The following is a 15,995-nucleotide window of genomic DNA, read 5'->3' as shown; positions in this document are numbered from 1 at the left end:
TCGGCTTAGCCAATTAAAACTGCTGTACAGATGCAAAATCTGTTATCTCAAAATCGTTCTTCCGCAGCCATTCCCTGAATTGGCCATCACATGCAAGCGCGACGTCAAAACACCGCGGAAGCGTAACTGAAGAAGTCTCCAGCAGCGGCATATCAACATAGCCTGGATGCAAGATATATAATGATGTGCCGCCGGCAGTAACCTTAGACAGCTGCTCCTCGACGGCACGACGCTGCTTCTCCAGCGTCTCTTCGTGGCAGATTGGCAATATCGTCACACTTGCATTGCCAACCATGCATAAACCTGACAAGCCCGTGCATGTAGGAATGCCTCGACGAGAGCCCACCTCCTCAACAGCTTCAACAAAACATGGAGCAAATACGGCATGGAAATCCAAGTAAGCCGGAAGCCGATTCGTCATCGCATAAAAGCGCTCAATTTGGGCATCTATCTCGTTAATAAGCTCTTCAAAAGCAATGTCCTTCCCCTGGTTTTCTCGGTAGAAGGAGCTTGACTTAAATAAGCCATTTCCATCCACAAGCGACGCGACTTCGTGGGGAGGCAAAACAGGTGCGCCTGCGCTCATGACCGCATGCATCCCCAGCACAGCCTCGGCATCTACCAACAAATCGATACCGTGTTGAGCGGCATCCATGTTTGCCATGACACCAACGCAGCTTACAACTCCTTCGCGCACGGCCTTTGCAATCCCGCAGTTGACACCCTCGCTATAACCCAAATCATCTGCGCGAAAGATGACATTTTTCATGTTAGACAGGACCTTTCTTATCACTATGCCTTATCGAATCGATATGTCACGTTGCCCTCTAAACCGTCGGCGCAAACGGGATGACCATCGCGGTAAACTGTTTTAACTGCCTGGTAGATTGGCAAATTGCGTGACCGCGGGAGAATCGCCCCCAATGAGGCATCCAAGAGAACGCGATCGTCTTCGCCATTCAGGATACGCCGGCACACCTCGATGACGTTTGGAAGCAATGCCGGAGACGATTCGAACGTTCCATGGTTGCGCAAAACGCGAGTGAAACGAGGGCCTTCCTGCTCGAGGTGGCACAACGCCCTATAGTACACATCGACTGGCATTGAACAGTCCTCGAGCAAGATCGTTCCTGGGCCGCAAGCATCACCTAAAAGCATCGTTTCATCGGCATCTATGTAGGCAACCATCATGCCCATCGTATGTCCGGGCACCGATAGGACGCGAACCGCAACGCCGCCCAAGTCGAATATGTCGCCATCGCGCAGGGGCGAAAACCGCTCCAGCGGCAATGGGTCAACCAGCTCGAAGGAAGCGCCTTCGCCCAATATCGCGCGTACAAATTGCTTACGGTAGGCATTGTCGGAATGGTCAAGGTACACCGGGACATCGCTCATATTGATAAACGCTTCGCCAAATTCTCCGGCACCAAACGCATGGTCAACATGCCCGTGAGTAACAAGAACCGTTACCGGCAAATCTGTCAATGACTCAACTTCGTTCCTTAGGCCGACGCACCCGCATCCCGTATCTAAAAGCACGCATCGTTCGCCCCCCGTTACAAGGTATACGGCAACTTTACACGGATCGACAATACGTACTATGTGGTCACTTATGCGTTCATGCGTGAATCGCGCCATGACTACCTACCTCAAGTTTCCAGCAATCTCTATTTTTGGGCCATCTTCGGACCGAAAACCATCGTAAGCACGAAGGTGACAGCAAAGGCGATCAAACCCGATATCACCGCGTTCACGAGATTCACGGTACCGCCACCCGCATATTCAAGCACGCATGTGACGTTGGAAACAAGGGGAGCAAATATCGCGACGTTCATGATGCCAGCGTACACGCCGCCCGCAAATGCACCCGCCATCTGAAACCCCAACATCTTGGGGTTGGGGAGCAGGATACCAAAAATGGTGGGCTCGCCGATGCCAACGAGCGTTTGCGTGGTGAAGCAGCTCAGACCAAGCTCGCGATCATTCGTGTCCTTAGCCTTAAGCATATAGCCCAATCCAGCAGCAATGCAGGAGAACGTCATGGCGACGCCGCCGGCAAAAATCACGCCTTCACTCCCCTGCTCCGCGAGAGTCGCAAAACCGCTCAGAATAATGGGCGTGTGCATTCCCGTGGCAATCAGCGGGGTGAACATAGCGCTGATGAGGCCAATTCCAACCGGGCCGAAGACCTGCTTAAATCCAAGCAGGAAGTTCTCCAAAACGACACCGAGCACACTCCCAAGAGGACCAAACGCGCACAGCGCGATGGGAGCCATGATAAGAATGGTGAACAGGGGAACCACAAGGAGGTTGGCCATATCGGGGACGACCTTTGTGAGGAATTTCTCGACCTTGGACTCCGCCCAAGCAATCATGACCATAGGGAACACGCTGTTGGCGTAACTAACCATAATTGCGGGGATGCCATAAACGGTAAACTGAGCGCCTTCCGCCGCAAGTCCCGCGATGGTCGGATGCATCATGATCGCAGCAATCGTGATTGTAAGCACAGGATTGCCGCCAAACTTTTGAGCGCCCGTATAGGCGACGATCATGGGCAGGAAGTAGAAGGCGGCGTCGCCCAAAACCGTGAAGAGCGTCAGCAGGTCGCTGCCCTCGGACATCAGACCCATGCCCGCCGGGCCAAACAGCGATACAACTAGCTTCAGAAGACCGGCTGCGACAATTGCCGGAAGCATGGGTACAAGAGTCCCCGACAGGCCATCGAGAATCTCAGAGCCAAGGCGCCTAAGGCTAACTGGCTTCTTTTCGCCATCCAAATTCTCATCGATGGCAGCCTGTTGCTGGAAACCGCCCTGTGCGCACACCTCCTCATATACCTTTGCGACCGTGGCGCCGATGATGACTTGATACTGCTCACCAGAGAACTGCTCACCCAGCACCCCTGGAACGTCCTTGACGGCTTCTCGATCAACCTGCTCTTTATCGCGCACGTTGAACCGAAGGCGCGTCACGCAGTGGGTCGCGTGCGTCACGTTTCCCGCACCGCCAATGGCCGCCAGCACCCCTTTTGCTGTCTCTGCATAATCCGCCATGTTTCAACCTTTCTCTCGACGAGCCTTCCTTGCTCGTGTTGACACCTTGTTATTTTTTGCTGGGCATGTCCTTTTGCAGCCACGCCTCAACCATGGGGACCCACATCGCAGCGCAAGCATCCACGTCTTTCGCACTGCCGGCAGACGCTTCGTCGCATAACGCCATTCCGTGTTGTCCCGACTCGAATATGTGCAGTTCGCACGAAACGCCCGCATCAATAAGCCCCGAGGCGAATTCCGCAGTTTCTGCCGCGCTGACGATCTGGTCTTCGCCTGTCTGCCATACGAACATCCGCGGCATATCGGGGCGGATGTGTTTACGCAAATCGATGGCATCAAGCTGCCCTGAGCTTGGCGCGTCGGTACCGAACAGCGCTCGCGCGATATGCGGACGCTGCCAATCAAAAGAAGCGGGCACCTTTGATGCATCACGGGTGAGCAGCTCTTGGGCGCCGATCATCGGGTACCCCATGATTACTCCCCGGGGCTTCACGTCTTCAGGAGATGCGTCGGGAATTCTCGCAAGAAGATCCTCGTCTGCCCAATGCTCTGCCAAGCTGCCAGCAAGATGGGCTCCGGCTGAAAACCCAATAACGTATATACGGCTTGCATCAATTGCGAATCGCTCTGCGTTATCCCGCGCCCAAGCAACCGCCCGCATAAGCTCAACGAGCGGGCCGGGATACGCGCTTTCGGGATTAGTCTCAATCGGCGCTTCTGATGACTGTGGGCGCGTCATAAAATACTTCGAATACCGCAGCACAATTGCATGGTAACCAAGGCCTAAAAAGCGCATGGCAATTGGCTCTTGCTCTTTGATCGCATGGATCAAATATCCACCGCCTGGGCAAATTACCATGAGCGGGCGCTTTTTGACCTGCTGGTATGAGATCTCAGGATCGAGAAGATACGCGGCAAAAGATGCATCTCGGCTTCCCTCAAGATGTACTTCCTCGATTCTCATTACCCCTCCCTATGAATGGTTGCGTATAAATCCTGCGATACGAGCCCATGCATCCTGAGCGTCCTCAGGCCGATATTCGCTTAGATCTTTATGTGTGAAACCGTGCATGCATTCCTCAAATACTTTGAGGTCAATCTCAACCCCCGCTTTGCCAAGCTTCTCTGCAAACAAGACCGTGTCCGGGCACAAGCTGTCATAAGACGCAGCGTTAATGAGCGTTGGAGGGAACACCGATGCCCTAGCATTGAGCGGCGAGGCGAGGGGCATTCCCATCTGGCTTTCGTTTTCAAATGCCCAAGCGGCATACTGTCTCATGCGGGAAATGGGAATTGCCTTTGACGGATCGGGGGCGGAGAGCCCCTGTAAGTCCCATAAAACAACGGGATAGTTCAGATATTGACCAGCAATGACCACGTTCCCGTCCTCGTACGCCAATTGGCTTATTCCAGCAGCAACATTTGCGCCCGCAGAACTTCCTCCCACCATAATGGGCAACCCCGCCATATCGGATGTTTCGATATGCTCGATGACTCCGCGCACCGCCTTGTACGCCATTCGGTGCCCGATTGGGTGTCGGTACTCAGGCGCCAAAGGATAATCAACATTCACCACAATTGCGCCAGCCGCCTTGGCAAGATCCCTGCAGTAGGGCGCATCCAGCTCCCAATAGCCCAAAACCATGCCGCCACCGTGAAAGTTAAATACGACAGCGCAAGGACTCGTTTCCGCTGGGCGATACAAATAGCAATCCACATATCCAATCGGCGTTTTTACCGATATCTTCTCTGAATCATCGGACGCACGGATTTCCTTGCAGTATTGCGCGTAACAAATCTCCTTCTGACAACGGTACTCGTATACATCTTCATCGCGGACTTCGGGAAACATGCTCATGAGCTCATCCTCACTCTTCCGTCTCATATTTCCAACAGGCAATTCGGCTCCCGGGCGATAGCACATCAATTCCGTACTCCTTGGGGTAATACCTCGTAGATAGGCATGTATCCCCCTGATCAACGAAGACTTCGATGCTTGAGGCATCGCCGATAATACGAAGGGATGATCCTGCATTAACCAGCGCTTTTCGCACCGTTCTGCCGCAACCTATTGAGTCCCGTTCCGTTTTTTCGAATTGGACCGTCAGCTCATGATCACTGAGCGAAACTACGAGCTGATTGGAAATGACCACGCGGGCGCCTTTAGTTCCTATGCCATCGATTTCCAAGTCAAAGCACTCGGTTTCATCAAGCCCAAGGTGTCCTTCGGCTTCGATGCAAGGGTTGTTTCGCAAGCTGAAGAGCTCCCTGACGGGAGGGGTTCTTACCTTTCCGTCAGGTCCAAGTTCCACTTCGCGCGGTATCGTTAAACAATGCTGCCAACCTCGCGTAACCGTTGGCTCATTATCAAATGTGCACTCATCAACCGCTCCCATCCACGCCATCATGATCACTCGGCCATCATCGGCAACAAAACTCTGAGGTGCATAAAAATCGAAGCCATAGTCCCAGGGCGTGAAATCGCCTTCCACCTCACTGGAGTCGTTCCACGGCCATGTCGTCAAATGGAAGTAACCAGACTGATGTGAATTGGCAGCTCGGTCCATCTGCTCGGCAAGCCCCTGAACAGAGGCGGAGAGGATGTGCTTGGGTGCGCTTGAGAAGTCATTTGCTTTTACAAAAAGGTAGTCAGGGCACTCCCACATATAGCCTTTTGAGTCGACTTGTCTTAGGGCTTGCAAGAACTGCCACTCAAATCCATCTGGTGAGGAAAACAGTAAAGCTTCGCCCTTGTCCTCAAGCGTTCTGGCCCCTTGCAACATGAAATACGGACCCAAGCCCAAACGAACCGAGGCTTCGAGCTCTTCGCCTTTTGCTCGCCACACCTTGGGGTCGCGAACATGCTGCGTCAAGTTGCTCGGATAGTCTGCCTGTGTCATAAGCAATTGCTTGGCACCAAAAGCGAAACCATCTTCGCTCCGCGTCAAAATCGTATTGGCTTCACGCCCGCTGGTGATGTAATCGCATTGCGCGTTGGCGCTCTTTACATTGCCAGTGTAATACAGGCTCATGTGCCCATCTTCAACTAATGCCGAGCCAGAGTAAGCCCCATCCCGATCATATGAGCAATCCGGTTCAAGCGCTGGATCCTCATATGTCCAGTGAATCAGGTCTTTGGACGTGGCATGTCCCCAACATTTCAAACCGCCGCGGGCATCAAACGGGGAAGCTTGAAAATAAGCATGGAAAGTCCCCTTGAGCTCGCAAAGCCCATTGGGGTCATTGAGCCAACCCACGAGAGGAGCCACGTGGATATGCTGACGAAAGCGTCCGTCATCTTGCCGCATCTGGCGGTCAACCTCTTTGCGATAACGCTTTATGAATTCACGGGACGGCATCTCATCCTCCTTGACTTGCTAATTAGACTGTAATCGATTTCACTTTTATTCGTACATCTCCCTGCTGCCTTTCCGTAAACGGTTATATTTTATCTGTAAACGGTTTCATACTCAGCAGCTAAACGCTTCTCTTCACCTGAATGAGCGCGTAGGCATGCACACTTCAAAGCCAAGCTGCATCTGAACAGGAACCTGGCTCTTGCCCTCAATTGCCTCCAGAAGGATTTCAGCGCCCTTGAGTCCGCTGGTCAAGTAAGCAAAATGAACTGTCGGAATTCCTCCCGTAATCGCCGAAATGACGCGGTTATCGCCGAATCCGCTTACAACCGGCGATGAGAATTGCAGTGTGCCCGCACGCTGCGCTTGCTGAACCGCGCCCATTACACCCGCCGCAATCGAATCGGTTGCGCAGGCGATCAGGTCAAGCCCTTTGCCGCTGTTAATTAAAGACAATGCATGAGATCGCCCGGAGTCGGACGTGAAATCGCCGTGGACAACATCACGCTCGTCCACTCTACATCCGCCCATCCGCAGGCCCGCGAGCATACCGTCTTCTCGAGCCGCGCCCGCTGCGACATCATCACGCGTCACGCCGATATAGGCTGCACGCGCACCGCTTGGCAAAGAGCGGGCAATGGAGGCCCCCAGCTCTTTTGCCGCTCCATAGTCATCGTGAAAAACAGAGCTAACTTCTTCAACACGTTGACCAATAACAACAATGGGGACATGGGAGCGATTAAAGAAAGACCTATGCTGCTTGGATATAACGGTACCCGCGAGTATTATCCCATCTACAGGATATGCATCGAACAGATCGAGGTATTCGATTTCCTTCTTTGGGTCGTTCCCGGTATCCGCCAGAAGCATCTGGTATCCGCGGGAAGATAGGACTTGACCAATTCCAGCGGTAATGCGAGCAATAGATTCTGAGCTAATTTTTGGAACGACGACACCTACAAGCCGTGCCCGCTTCGTGCGAAGTGCGCGAGCTTGCGACGAAGGAACGTAGCCCGTCTCTTTGATGACGCGACGGATGCGCTCACGCTTTTCATCGCTAATATATCCCCCATTAAGATATCGAGAAACCGCCGCGCTTGATACCCCGGCCATTTCCGCAATTTCTTTAATCGTCAAGTCGTCTCTCCAACGCGTTTTCCAGGGTAGAACGAACTGCCTATTAAGTTTAAGCCATATCTAGGGCTTAACATGCAAAACAACCTGCAATCCCCTTCGAACTCATTTCAATAAAGCTGTCTAGCCAAAACTCAAAAAGGAGGGCCGGAACACATGAGTTCCGGCCCATCCCACTCTTAGACAACTGCCAGCGCCGCCCTAATTACGCGACGACGAACGAACCGTCCCCGTCAACGTCGATCTTCACCTCGCCGCCCTCGCGCACGCGCCCGTCGATGATGGCGCGGGCGATGGCGTCGACCACCTCGCGCTGGATGAGGCGCTTGAGCGGGCGGGCGCCGTAGACGGGATCCAGGCCGCCCTCTGCGAGCGCCTGCTTGGCCTCAGGCGAGATTACGAGCGTCATGCGCTCCTTCGCGAGGCGGGCGCGCACGTCGGCGAGCTGTATGTCGACGATCTTCTCGATCTGGGCCATGCCGAGCGGGTGGAACACCACGATGTCGTCGATGCGGTTCAGGAACTCGGGCCTGAACGTGTGGCTCATGGCCTCATCCACCTGGCGACGCATCTCAGCGTCGTCATGACCCGCGTTCTCGGCGATCGCACTCGAGCCGACGTTGCTCGTCATGATGATGATTGTGTTCTTGAAGCTCACCTGACGGCCCTGGCCGTCCGTGAGGCGACCGTCGTCGAGTACCTGGAGCAGCACGTTGAACACATCCGGGTGCGCCTTCTCCATCTCGTCGAGCAGGATGACGGAATACGGGCGGCGGCGCACGGCCTCGGTAAGTTGACCGCCCTCGTCATACCCCACGTATCCGGGAGGGGCACCGATGAGGCGCTGGACGCTGAACTTCTCCATGTACTCGGACATGTCGATGCGCACGAGCGCTCGCTCGTCGTCGAACAGGCACTCGGCGAGCGCCTTGGCGAGCTCGGTCTTGCCCACGCCGGTGGGTCCGAGGAAGAAGAAGCTGCCGATGGGGCGGTCTGGATCGGAGAGCCCGGCGCGACTGCGGCGCACGGCGGCGGCGACGGCGCGCACGGCCTCATCCTGACCGATGACGCGCTCGTGCAGTTGCTCCTCGAGGCCCTGCAGCTTCTCGAGCTCGCCCTGCATCATCTTCGCCACGGGCACACCGGTCCACGAGCTCACAACCTCGGCGATTTCGTCGGACGTGACCTCCTCCTTGAGGGCGCTCTCGTCCTCTTTTTGCGCGGCGAGCTGCTCTTCGCCTTCGCGAACCTGAGCCTCCAAGCCCGGGATCACGCTGAAGCGCAGCTCAGACGCGCGAGCGAGGTCGCCGTCGCGCGTGGCGCGCGCCTCCTCGCCGCGAGCCTCATCGAGCTTGGCTTTCAGCTCCTGGACGCGGTCGATGGCGTTCTTCTGGTTGAGCCAGCCGGCCTTAGCCACATTGAGGCGCTCCTGCGTCTCGGCGATGTCCTGGCGCAGCGCTTCCAGGCGCTCGGCGGAGGCGGCGTCCGTCTCCTTCATGAGGGCCTGCTCCTCGATCTGCATCTGCGTGAGCTGGCGCGTGATGGCGTCGATCTCAACCGGCATGGAATCGAGCTCCATGCGCAGACGACTCGCCGCCTCGTCGACCAGGTCGATGGCCTTGTCGGGCAGAAAGCGGTCGGCGATGTAGCGGCTCGAAAGGTCTGCCGCCGCCACGAGGGCGCCGTCGGTGATGCGCACGCCGTGGAAGATCTCGTACTTCTCTTTGAGGCCACGCAGGATGGAGATGGTGTCCTCCACGCTCGGCTCACCCACGAACACCTGCTGGAAACGGCGGGCGAGCGCGGCGTCCTTCTCGATGTACTTACGATACTCGTCGAGCGTAGTTGCGCCGATGGCGTGCAGGTCGCCGCGGGCGAGCGCCGGCTTCAAGATGTTGCCCGCGTCCATCGAGCCTTCCGTAGCACCCGCGCCCACGATGGTGTGGAGCTCGTCGATGAACAGAATGACGCGACCCTCGGCCTTCTCGACCTCCTTGAGCACCGCCTTCAAGCGGTCCTCGAACTCGCCACGGTACTTGGCACCCGCAACGAGCGCACTCATGTCAAGCTCGATGAGGTCGCGGTCGCGCAGGGTCGAGGGCACGTCGCCCGCGACGATGCGCTGGGCGATGCCCTCGACGATGGCGGTCTTGCCCACGCCGGGCTCGCCGATGAGCACGGGGTTGTTCTTGGTACGGCGGGAAAGGACCTGAATGGTGCGGCGGATCTCCTCAGTGCGGCCGATGACCGGGTCGAGCTTGCCCGCGCGGGCGAGGTCACAGATGTTGCGACCATACTGCTCGAGGGCCTCGAACTCGGTCTTCGAGTCCGCCGAAGTCACGCGGTCGTCGCCGCGGAGCTCCGTATAGACCTCCTCGATGCGCTCGCGGGTCACGCCGGCGGCGGCCAAGATCCGGCCCGCCTCACCCTTGTCCTCCGCCAGTGCCATGAGCAGGTGCTCGGTCACCACGAAGTTGTCGTCCATCTTGGAGGCCTTTTTCTCAGCGCGCTCAAGCACGCGGGTGAGATCGCTACCGAGCTGCTGCTGAGCGCCTTCGACCTTGGGGGCGCGGTCGATAGCCTGCTGAGTTGCGCTTGCGAGCTGCTTTGGATCGGCGCCGATGCGCTCGATGATGACGGATATGTTTCGCTCTCCGCTGGTGAGCAACGCGGCGAGCAGGTGGATGGGCTCCACCGATGCTGCCTGCGCGTCGGACGCGATGCCGATGGCGTTTTGCAGCGCCTCGCGCGAGGTCATGGCAAGCTTGTCGATTCTCATGGAATCACCTCTCTCGATGTGTAAAAAGGGGACAGTCCCCTTTTTACACATCTGCATTGGCCGCCCTACGGGGCGGCGCGTTGTTCTATCGAGGTGTATTGTTGCCGATGGAGCCTCGTTCTATACACAAATCTAAGTCTCCATATATAAGATTTTCTAAGTTAGGTATCACGAAATGGATATTGCGCAGTTCGCCGACCACATGGACGCGCTGGCAAGGGCGGTTTACCGCCAAGACCCAACCGACTTGCTTGAAGTGTGGCTTCAAATTCTTTTAGTTTCTTTTAGCAAGTTTTAGCTTACATGACCGAAGGACGTCCCGCGTTCAATGGGGTCACTCCGCCAGGCGCCCCATAATGTAGTCGTAGTTCTCGCGGCGATGCGGCAGCGTGCAGGCGCTGCAATCCTTGACGCGCTCACCGTTTGCCCCATCGATGTAGGCGAAATTCCCGCCGCAGGCATCGCCTAGCCGGTACAGCGGACAAAAACAGAACAGGCAGTTGAGGTCCGCCGCCGACATGTCGTGACAGGGATAGAACTCGCAGGTGGAGTGGTTGAAGAACTTGTACGACTCCGTGCTGGGCATGCAGAGCCCCTCCTAACGGGCGGCCTCCCGCGCCAACCTACAAATCACCGCCGCCGAGAAGGCCGCGCAGGACCTTCTCGGGATCCGCGGACCCGTCGCGCGGGGCGAGCGCAGTGATGCGCTTCTGCATCTTGAGCTCGTGCAGCTCGTCCTCGAGCTGGCGCACGCGCGCACGGAGCTGTTCCGCCTCGCGCTCGCGCTCCTGGGCGCGCTCCTTCATGTCAAGGATGCGCACCACGCCAGCGAGGTTGATGCCCTCGTCCGTGAGCTGGTTGATGAGCTCGAGGCGTTCGATGTCGGCTTGTGAATACAGACGTGTGTTACCACCCGAGCGCTTGGGGTTCACCAAGCCCTTGGACTCGTACACGCGCAGCGTCTGGGGGTGCATGCCCGTGAGCTCCGCGGCCACGGAAATCATATACAGCGGTTTGTTGCGGCTCTCCTCGGACATGCTTCCCCCATCAAATCGATCTTTCGAGTCCTATTGTACGCGGCGCGCGGCGGGACTCAGCTGCCCGGCGCACGCAGATGTGCAAAGACGCACCCGCCACCACATTACACGTTAGAGTTTGGTGCGATAGTCGCGCTCATCGGAATCGCGTAGCTTTTCCAAAGCGGTGCGCTCTTTGTCGGTCAAGCTCGTCGGGATCTGCACGGTCACGTTCGCCAACAGGGCGCCCATGTGACCACGGCGTTTGGCGTCGGGCATGCCCATCTCCTTAAAACGGAAGCTCTTGCCCGTTTGCGTGCCCGCGGGCACCTTGAGGCGCAGTTTCTTACCCTCGGGCGTGGGGATGTCAACCGAGCAGCCGAGCGCGGCCTCGTACATCGAGATGGGCACCTCGACCGATACATCGGCGGTCTTGCCGCGGCGCTTGAAAACCGGATGCTCGGCAACATGGAATTCAATGAGCATGTTGCCGCGCGGGCCGCCGTTCACGCCGTACTCGCCATGGTTCTTGTAGCGGACCTTCATGCCGTCATAGCAGCCAGCGGGAATCGTCACCTCGATGGTGTCGCTCTCGCCCGTCGACGGAATACGGTGCGTCACGCTCCTGCGGGCGCCGTGCAGCGCCTCGTCGAAAGTCACATCGATAACGGCCTTGAGGTCGCTACCCTTGCGCGCCCGGCGCGCGCCCCCACCGAACATGTCGCCAAAGTCGAACCCGGTGGGGTCGGAGCCGTACGCGCCACTCACCCCTTCGCCTCGGAACATGCTGCCAAAGATGTCCGCCATCGAGGGACCGCCCGCTCCGCCCGAATATGCGTAGCCGCCCTGCCCGGGAATGCCGCCGAACTGCAGCATCATGTCGTACTCTTTGCGCTTCTCGGGGTTCGAGAGCGTCTCGTACGCCTCGGAGATCTCCTTGAACTTGGCCTCATCGCCGCCACGATCGGGATGGTACTTCTGCGCGAGCTTGCGAAAAGCCGACTTGATGTCCTTATCGGAGGCGTTCTTCGATACGCCAAGGACATCGTAAAAACTCTTAGATGAAGGCATGTGAACCCTCCTTTCTTAAAAAGGGCCCCGGGCTATCGTCCCAGGGCCCCGCCTGATCAATCGAAAACGTGCGCCGCGTGGACCCGTACTGAGGGCCCATCGAACACGCGCAGGTCGAAACGCTACTTACTCGGCCGATTCCTCGGCCTGGCCTTCCGCAGCGTCGGCCTCGGGCGCCGGCGCGGGGCGCTTGTCGCCGCCGTAGGTCACGGTGACCATAGCGGGACGCAGCACTTTGCCGCCCATCCGATAGCCCTTCTGATACACGTCGTTCACGGTCTCATCGTACTGAGACGCGTCCTCAACGCGACCGACTGCCTGGTGGATATTGCAGTCGAAGGCCTCGCCCTTGGGATCGATGGGCTCAACGCCCTCGCGGTCGAACACGCCGAGCAGCTTGGCGCGCACGGCATCGACGCCGTCGACGAACTGCTTGAAGTCCTCGGCCATCTCCTGGCTACGCGCGTGATCGAGCGCACGCTCCATATCATCAACGACCGGAAGCAGGGCCTCGACCAGCTTCTCGGTTGCACGGGCGCGCTCGTCCAAGCGCTCCTGCGCGGTGCGACGACGGTAGTTCTCCCAATCGGCCTGCAGGCGCGCGTGACGGCTCACGGCGTCGGCGGCCTTGGCCTCGGCTGCCGTCTTGGAATCCTCGGCAGCGGCAAGCTGCTCGCGGAGCTCGGCAAGCTCTGCCTCGACCTTCTCGTACTTGAGCTTGAAGTCGTTGTCAGCAGCCTCCTCGCCAGCGCGAATAGCGGCTTCGACCATCTCTTCCTCGGTCATCTCAGCAGGTTCCTCGGCCATATCGGCCTCCTCCTTCTCAACAACCAGTTCGGCGGGCTCAGGTGCCTGATCGGACGCCTCCACGGCATCCTTCACGGGTATCTTCACGTCCGTCTCCTTACAGCCTAGGCGGCCGACTCGCCAGCTGGCAGGCCGGCCGCCCCTTTCATCCATGTTTACCGCGGGTTTTGGACTCGCGGGCGGGGAACCTACTCCTCGTCGTCAACGACCTCGTAGTCGGCATCGACCACGTCGTCGGAAGCGGCGGCGCCGTCAGCACCCGTGCCGGCGGCCTGGGCATCGGCGTACACCATCTGAGCGAGCTCGTAGGCGACGGACTGCAGAGCCTCGCCGGACGCCTTGATAGCCTCGATGTCGGAGCCCTCAAGCGCCTTCTTGGCGTCCGCGATGGCGGACTCTGCCTTGGACTTCAGGTCGCCGGAGACCTTGTCGCCGAGCTCGGCGAGGGTCTGCTCGGTGGAGTAGCACAGGGAGTCGGTCTGGTTGCGGGCCTCGACCTCCTCCTTCTGCTTCTTGTCCTCCTCGGCGTGGGACTCGGCGTCCTTCACCATGCGATCGACTTCCTCATCGGAAAGCGCGGTGGAGCCGGAGATCGTGATGGACTGCTCCTTGCCGGTGCCCTTGTCCTTGGCGGAGACCTTCACGATGCCGTTGGCGTCGATGTCGAAGGTGACCTCGATCTGCGGGACGCCGCGACGGGCGGCCGGGATGCCGGAGAGCTGGAACTTGCCGAGGGACTTGTTGTCGCGGGCAAGCTCGCGCTCGCCCTGGAGCACGTTGATCTCGACGGAGGTCTGGTTGTCGGCAGCCGTGGAGTAGATCTCGGTCTTGGAGGTCGGGATCGTGGTGTTGCGGTCGATCATCTTGGTCATGATGCCGCCCATGGTCTCGACACCGAGGGACAGCGGGGTCACGTCGAGCAGCAGGATGCCCTCAACGTCACCGGTGAGCACGCCGCCCTGGACCGCCGCGCCGTTGGCGACGACCTCGTCCGGGTTCACGGACATGTTCGGCTGCTTGCCGGTCATGTTCTTGACGAGCTCCTGCACGGCGGGCATACGGGTGGAGCCGCCGACGAGGATGACCTCGTCAACCTCGGAAAGGGAGACGCCCGCGTCGTTCAGTGCCTTGGTGACCGGAGCCTTGCAGCGCTCGAGCAGGTCACGGGTGATCTTCTCGAACTCCGCGCGGGTGAGGGTGTAGTTGAGGTGCAGCGGGCCGGACTGGTTCATGGTGATGAAGGGCAGGTTGATGACGGCCTGCTGAGCAGCGGAGAGCTCCTTCTTGGCGTTCTCGGCGGCCTCCTTCAGGCGCTGCAATGCCATGGGATCCTTGCGCAGGTCGACGCCGTTCTCGGACTGGAACTTGTCGGCCATCCAGTCGATGACGCGCTGATCCCAGTCGTCGCCGCCCAGGTGGTTGTCGCCGTTGGTGGCGAGGACCTCGAACACGCCGTCGGCAAGATCGAGCAGGGAGACGTCGAAGGTGCCGCCACCGAGGTCGAAGACGAGGACCTTCTGCTCCTTGTCCTGCTTGTCCAAACCATAGGCGAGCGCGGAGGCCGTGGGCTCGTTGACGATGCGCTTGACGTCGAGGCCGGCGATGCGGCCGGCGTCCTTGGTGGCCTGACGCTGGGCGTCGTTGAAGTACGCGGGGACGGTGATGACGGCCTCGGTGATGGGCTCGCCAAGGTACTTCTCGGCGTCGGCCTTCATCTTGGAGAGGGTCATGGCCGAGATCTGCTCGGGGGTGTACTCCTCACCGTCGATCATGACGACGCAGCGGCCGTTGCTGCCTTCCTTGACCTCGTAAGGCACGGTCTTGAGCTCGTCCTGGACCTCGGAGAACTTGCGGCCCATGAAGCGCTTGATGGAGAAGACGGTGTTCTTGGGGTTGGTGACGGCCTGGTTCTTAGCAGCCTTGCCCACGATGCGGTCGCCCTCGGCGCGGAAACCGACGACGGACGGGGTGGTACGGTCGCCCTCGGCGTTCACGATCGTGGTGGGCGTGCCGCCCTCGAGAACGGCCATCGCGGAGTTGGTGGTGCCCAGGTCGATACCGAGAATCTTGCTCATAGTTACTTCCCTTCCTTGGGTTGCGTGGCGCGCGTTCGCGGATGCTCACGGCGCTTCTGCGTTTTGCTCATGGCATAGTGTATCCCCTTATGCGGCGACTTATACAAAATCTAAGTCAATTCATATAAGATTTCTTATTTTCTTAAACTTAAGTCTTCTCTGCAGCCTGCTAACAGATGTTTTAGCGGGCCCCATAGGCTCAATGCCCCACCCACGGCACACCCGCCGCACCCCACTACGCACCCGAGGTGGTCCCAGTGTTCGCTTGGCGCGCGCCCACACGCCCGCGGCACGCTCACACATGCTCCACACACCCAATGCAAGCTCCGGATGGTTTCCACACGCCCAAACCGCATGCAAATACGCAAATGTTGCCTCTTTTTCGTCAAACCCAAGTAGACGCCCGAAACGCACGCCTGCAACCTGCGCTTTTAGTCTGGATGAGACCTTCTGTACTCGACAGTCCTCAATAAAGCTCAACATTTGCATATTTGCACCCCCTTCTCCCGATAAATGAGATGTGCGGACGATTCGCCCTGTACAGTCCCAGCGATCGGCTGCAGACGGAGCTCGAAACGCACGGTTTGGGGACGTGCAGTGACGGATGGACTTGCGTGAGAGACCAAAATGGAAGTCCAACAAGCCTTTGGACCCGACCGCCCCTCATTACGACGAGCGACCTTGAACAGTTCGCCGCGGGC

At 58.3% G+C, this 15,995-nt stretch carries 14 protein-coding genes; 1 reads left to right on the top strand and 13 read right to left on the bottom strand.

Translation table 11 applies throughout. From position 1 onward, the window contains the following. Positions 1-13: 13 nt before the first annotated feature. The 8 genes from DWV48_RS03390 to clpB form a co-directional block, all read right to left on the bottom strand. Entirely contained in the window at positions 14-769 is a 756-nt protein-coding gene (locus DWV48_RS03390; RefSeq protein ID WP_118653451.1) for a ChbG/HpnK family deacetylase, read from the bottom strand. A 23-nt stretch (positions 770-792) separates the two neighbouring features. Continuing rightward, a complete protein-coding gene (locus DWV48_RS03385) occupies positions 793-1,638 on the bottom strand; it encodes an MBL fold metallo-hydrolase (protein WP_118653450.1) in 846 nt (281 codons plus the stop codon). Positions 1,639-1,667: 29 nt separating this feature from the next. After that, positions 1,668-3,056 (bottom strand): PTS transporter subunit EIIC, encoded by a 1,389-nt coding sequence (locus tag DWV48_RS03380; RefSeq protein ID WP_118653449.1) that lies wholly within the window; start codon positions 3,054-3,056, stop codon positions 1,668-1,670. A gap of 49 nt (positions 3,057-3,105) precedes the next feature. Next, a complete protein-coding gene (locus DWV48_RS03375; RefSeq protein WP_118653448.1) occupies positions 3,106-4,020 on the bottom strand; it encodes an alpha/beta hydrolase in 915 nt (304 codons plus the stop codon). 9 nt (positions 4,021-4,029) lie between these two features. Then, entirely contained in the window at positions 4,030-4,914 is an 885-nt protein-coding gene (locus tag DWV48_RS03370) for an alpha/beta hydrolase (protein ID WP_158574806.1), read from the bottom strand. A gap of 10 nt (positions 4,915-4,924) precedes the next feature. Then, positions 4,925-6,415: a glycoside hydrolase family 32 protein gene (locus tag DWV48_RS03365; RefSeq protein ID WP_118653446.1), complete on the bottom strand. Its 1,491-nt coding sequence runs from the start codon at positions 6,413-6,415 to the stop codon at positions 4,925-4,927. A gap of 132 nt (positions 6,416-6,547) precedes the next feature. Beyond that, positions 6,548-7,549 (bottom strand): LacI family DNA-binding transcriptional regulator, encoded by a 1,002-nt coding sequence (locus DWV48_RS03360; RefSeq protein ID WP_118653445.1) that lies wholly within the window; start codon positions 7,547-7,549, stop codon positions 6,548-6,550. Between the two features lie 202 nt (positions 7,550-7,751). Continuing rightward, positions 7,752-10,325 carry an ATP-dependent chaperone ClpB gene (clpB, locus tag DWV48_RS03355; RefSeq protein WP_118653444.1) on the bottom strand — a complete coding sequence of 858 codons (2,574 nt, stop codon included), beginning with the start codon at positions 10,323-10,325 and terminating at the stop codon, positions 7,752-7,754. 175 nt (positions 10,326-10,500) lie between these two features. Here clpB and DWV48_RS09445 point away from each other — a divergent pair, with 175 nt between their 5' ends. Continuing rightward, on the top strand, positions 10,501-10,623 hold the full coding sequence (locus tag DWV48_RS09445; protein WP_255413656.1) for a hypothetical protein: 123 nt from the start codon (positions 10,501-10,503) through the stop codon (positions 10,621-10,623). Positions 10,624-10,659: 36 nt separating this feature from the next. Here DWV48_RS09445 and DWV48_RS03350 read toward each other — a convergent pair whose 3' ends face one another. The 5 genes from DWV48_RS03350 to dnaK form a co-directional block, all read right to left on the bottom strand. Beyond that, entirely contained in the window at positions 10,660-10,911 is a 252-nt protein-coding gene (locus DWV48_RS03350; protein WP_118653443.1) for a cysteine-rich small domain-containing protein, read from the bottom strand. 37 nt (positions 10,912-10,948) lie between these two features. Beyond that, positions 10,949-11,362, bottom strand: coding sequence for a heat shock protein transcriptional repressor HspR (locus tag DWV48_RS03345; protein WP_118653442.1), 414 nt, complete (start codon positions 11,360-11,362; stop codon positions 10,949-10,951). Positions 11,363-11,473: 111 nt separating this feature from the next. Beyond that, positions 11,474-12,412 carry a DnaJ C-terminal domain-containing protein gene (locus DWV48_RS03340; RefSeq protein WP_118653441.1) on the bottom strand — a complete coding sequence of 313 codons (939 nt, stop codon included), beginning with the start codon at positions 12,410-12,412 and terminating at the stop codon, positions 11,474-11,476. Positions 12,413-12,538: 126 nt separating this feature from the next. Further along, positions 12,539-13,306, bottom strand: a complete 768-nt coding sequence (locus tag DWV48_RS03335) for a nucleotide exchange factor GrpE (RefSeq protein ID WP_118653440.1) — start codon at positions 13,304-13,306, stop codon at positions 12,539-12,541. 101 nt (positions 13,307-13,407) lie between these two features. After that, positions 13,408-15,294, bottom strand: a complete 1,887-nt coding sequence (gene dnaK, locus DWV48_RS03330) for a molecular chaperone DnaK (RefSeq protein WP_118653439.1) — start codon at positions 15,292-15,294, stop codon at positions 13,408-13,410. Positions 15,295-15,995 lie beyond the last annotated feature (701 nt).

The organism is Collinsella sp. AF08-23 (assembly GCF_003479805.1).
In the GTDB taxonomy this organism is placed as follows: domain Bacteria; phylum Actinomycetota; class Coriobacteriia; order Coriobacteriales; family Coriobacteriaceae; genus Collinsella.
Note: the sequence above shows the minus strand (reverse complement) of the source record. Positions and strands in the feature narration are given on the sequence as shown.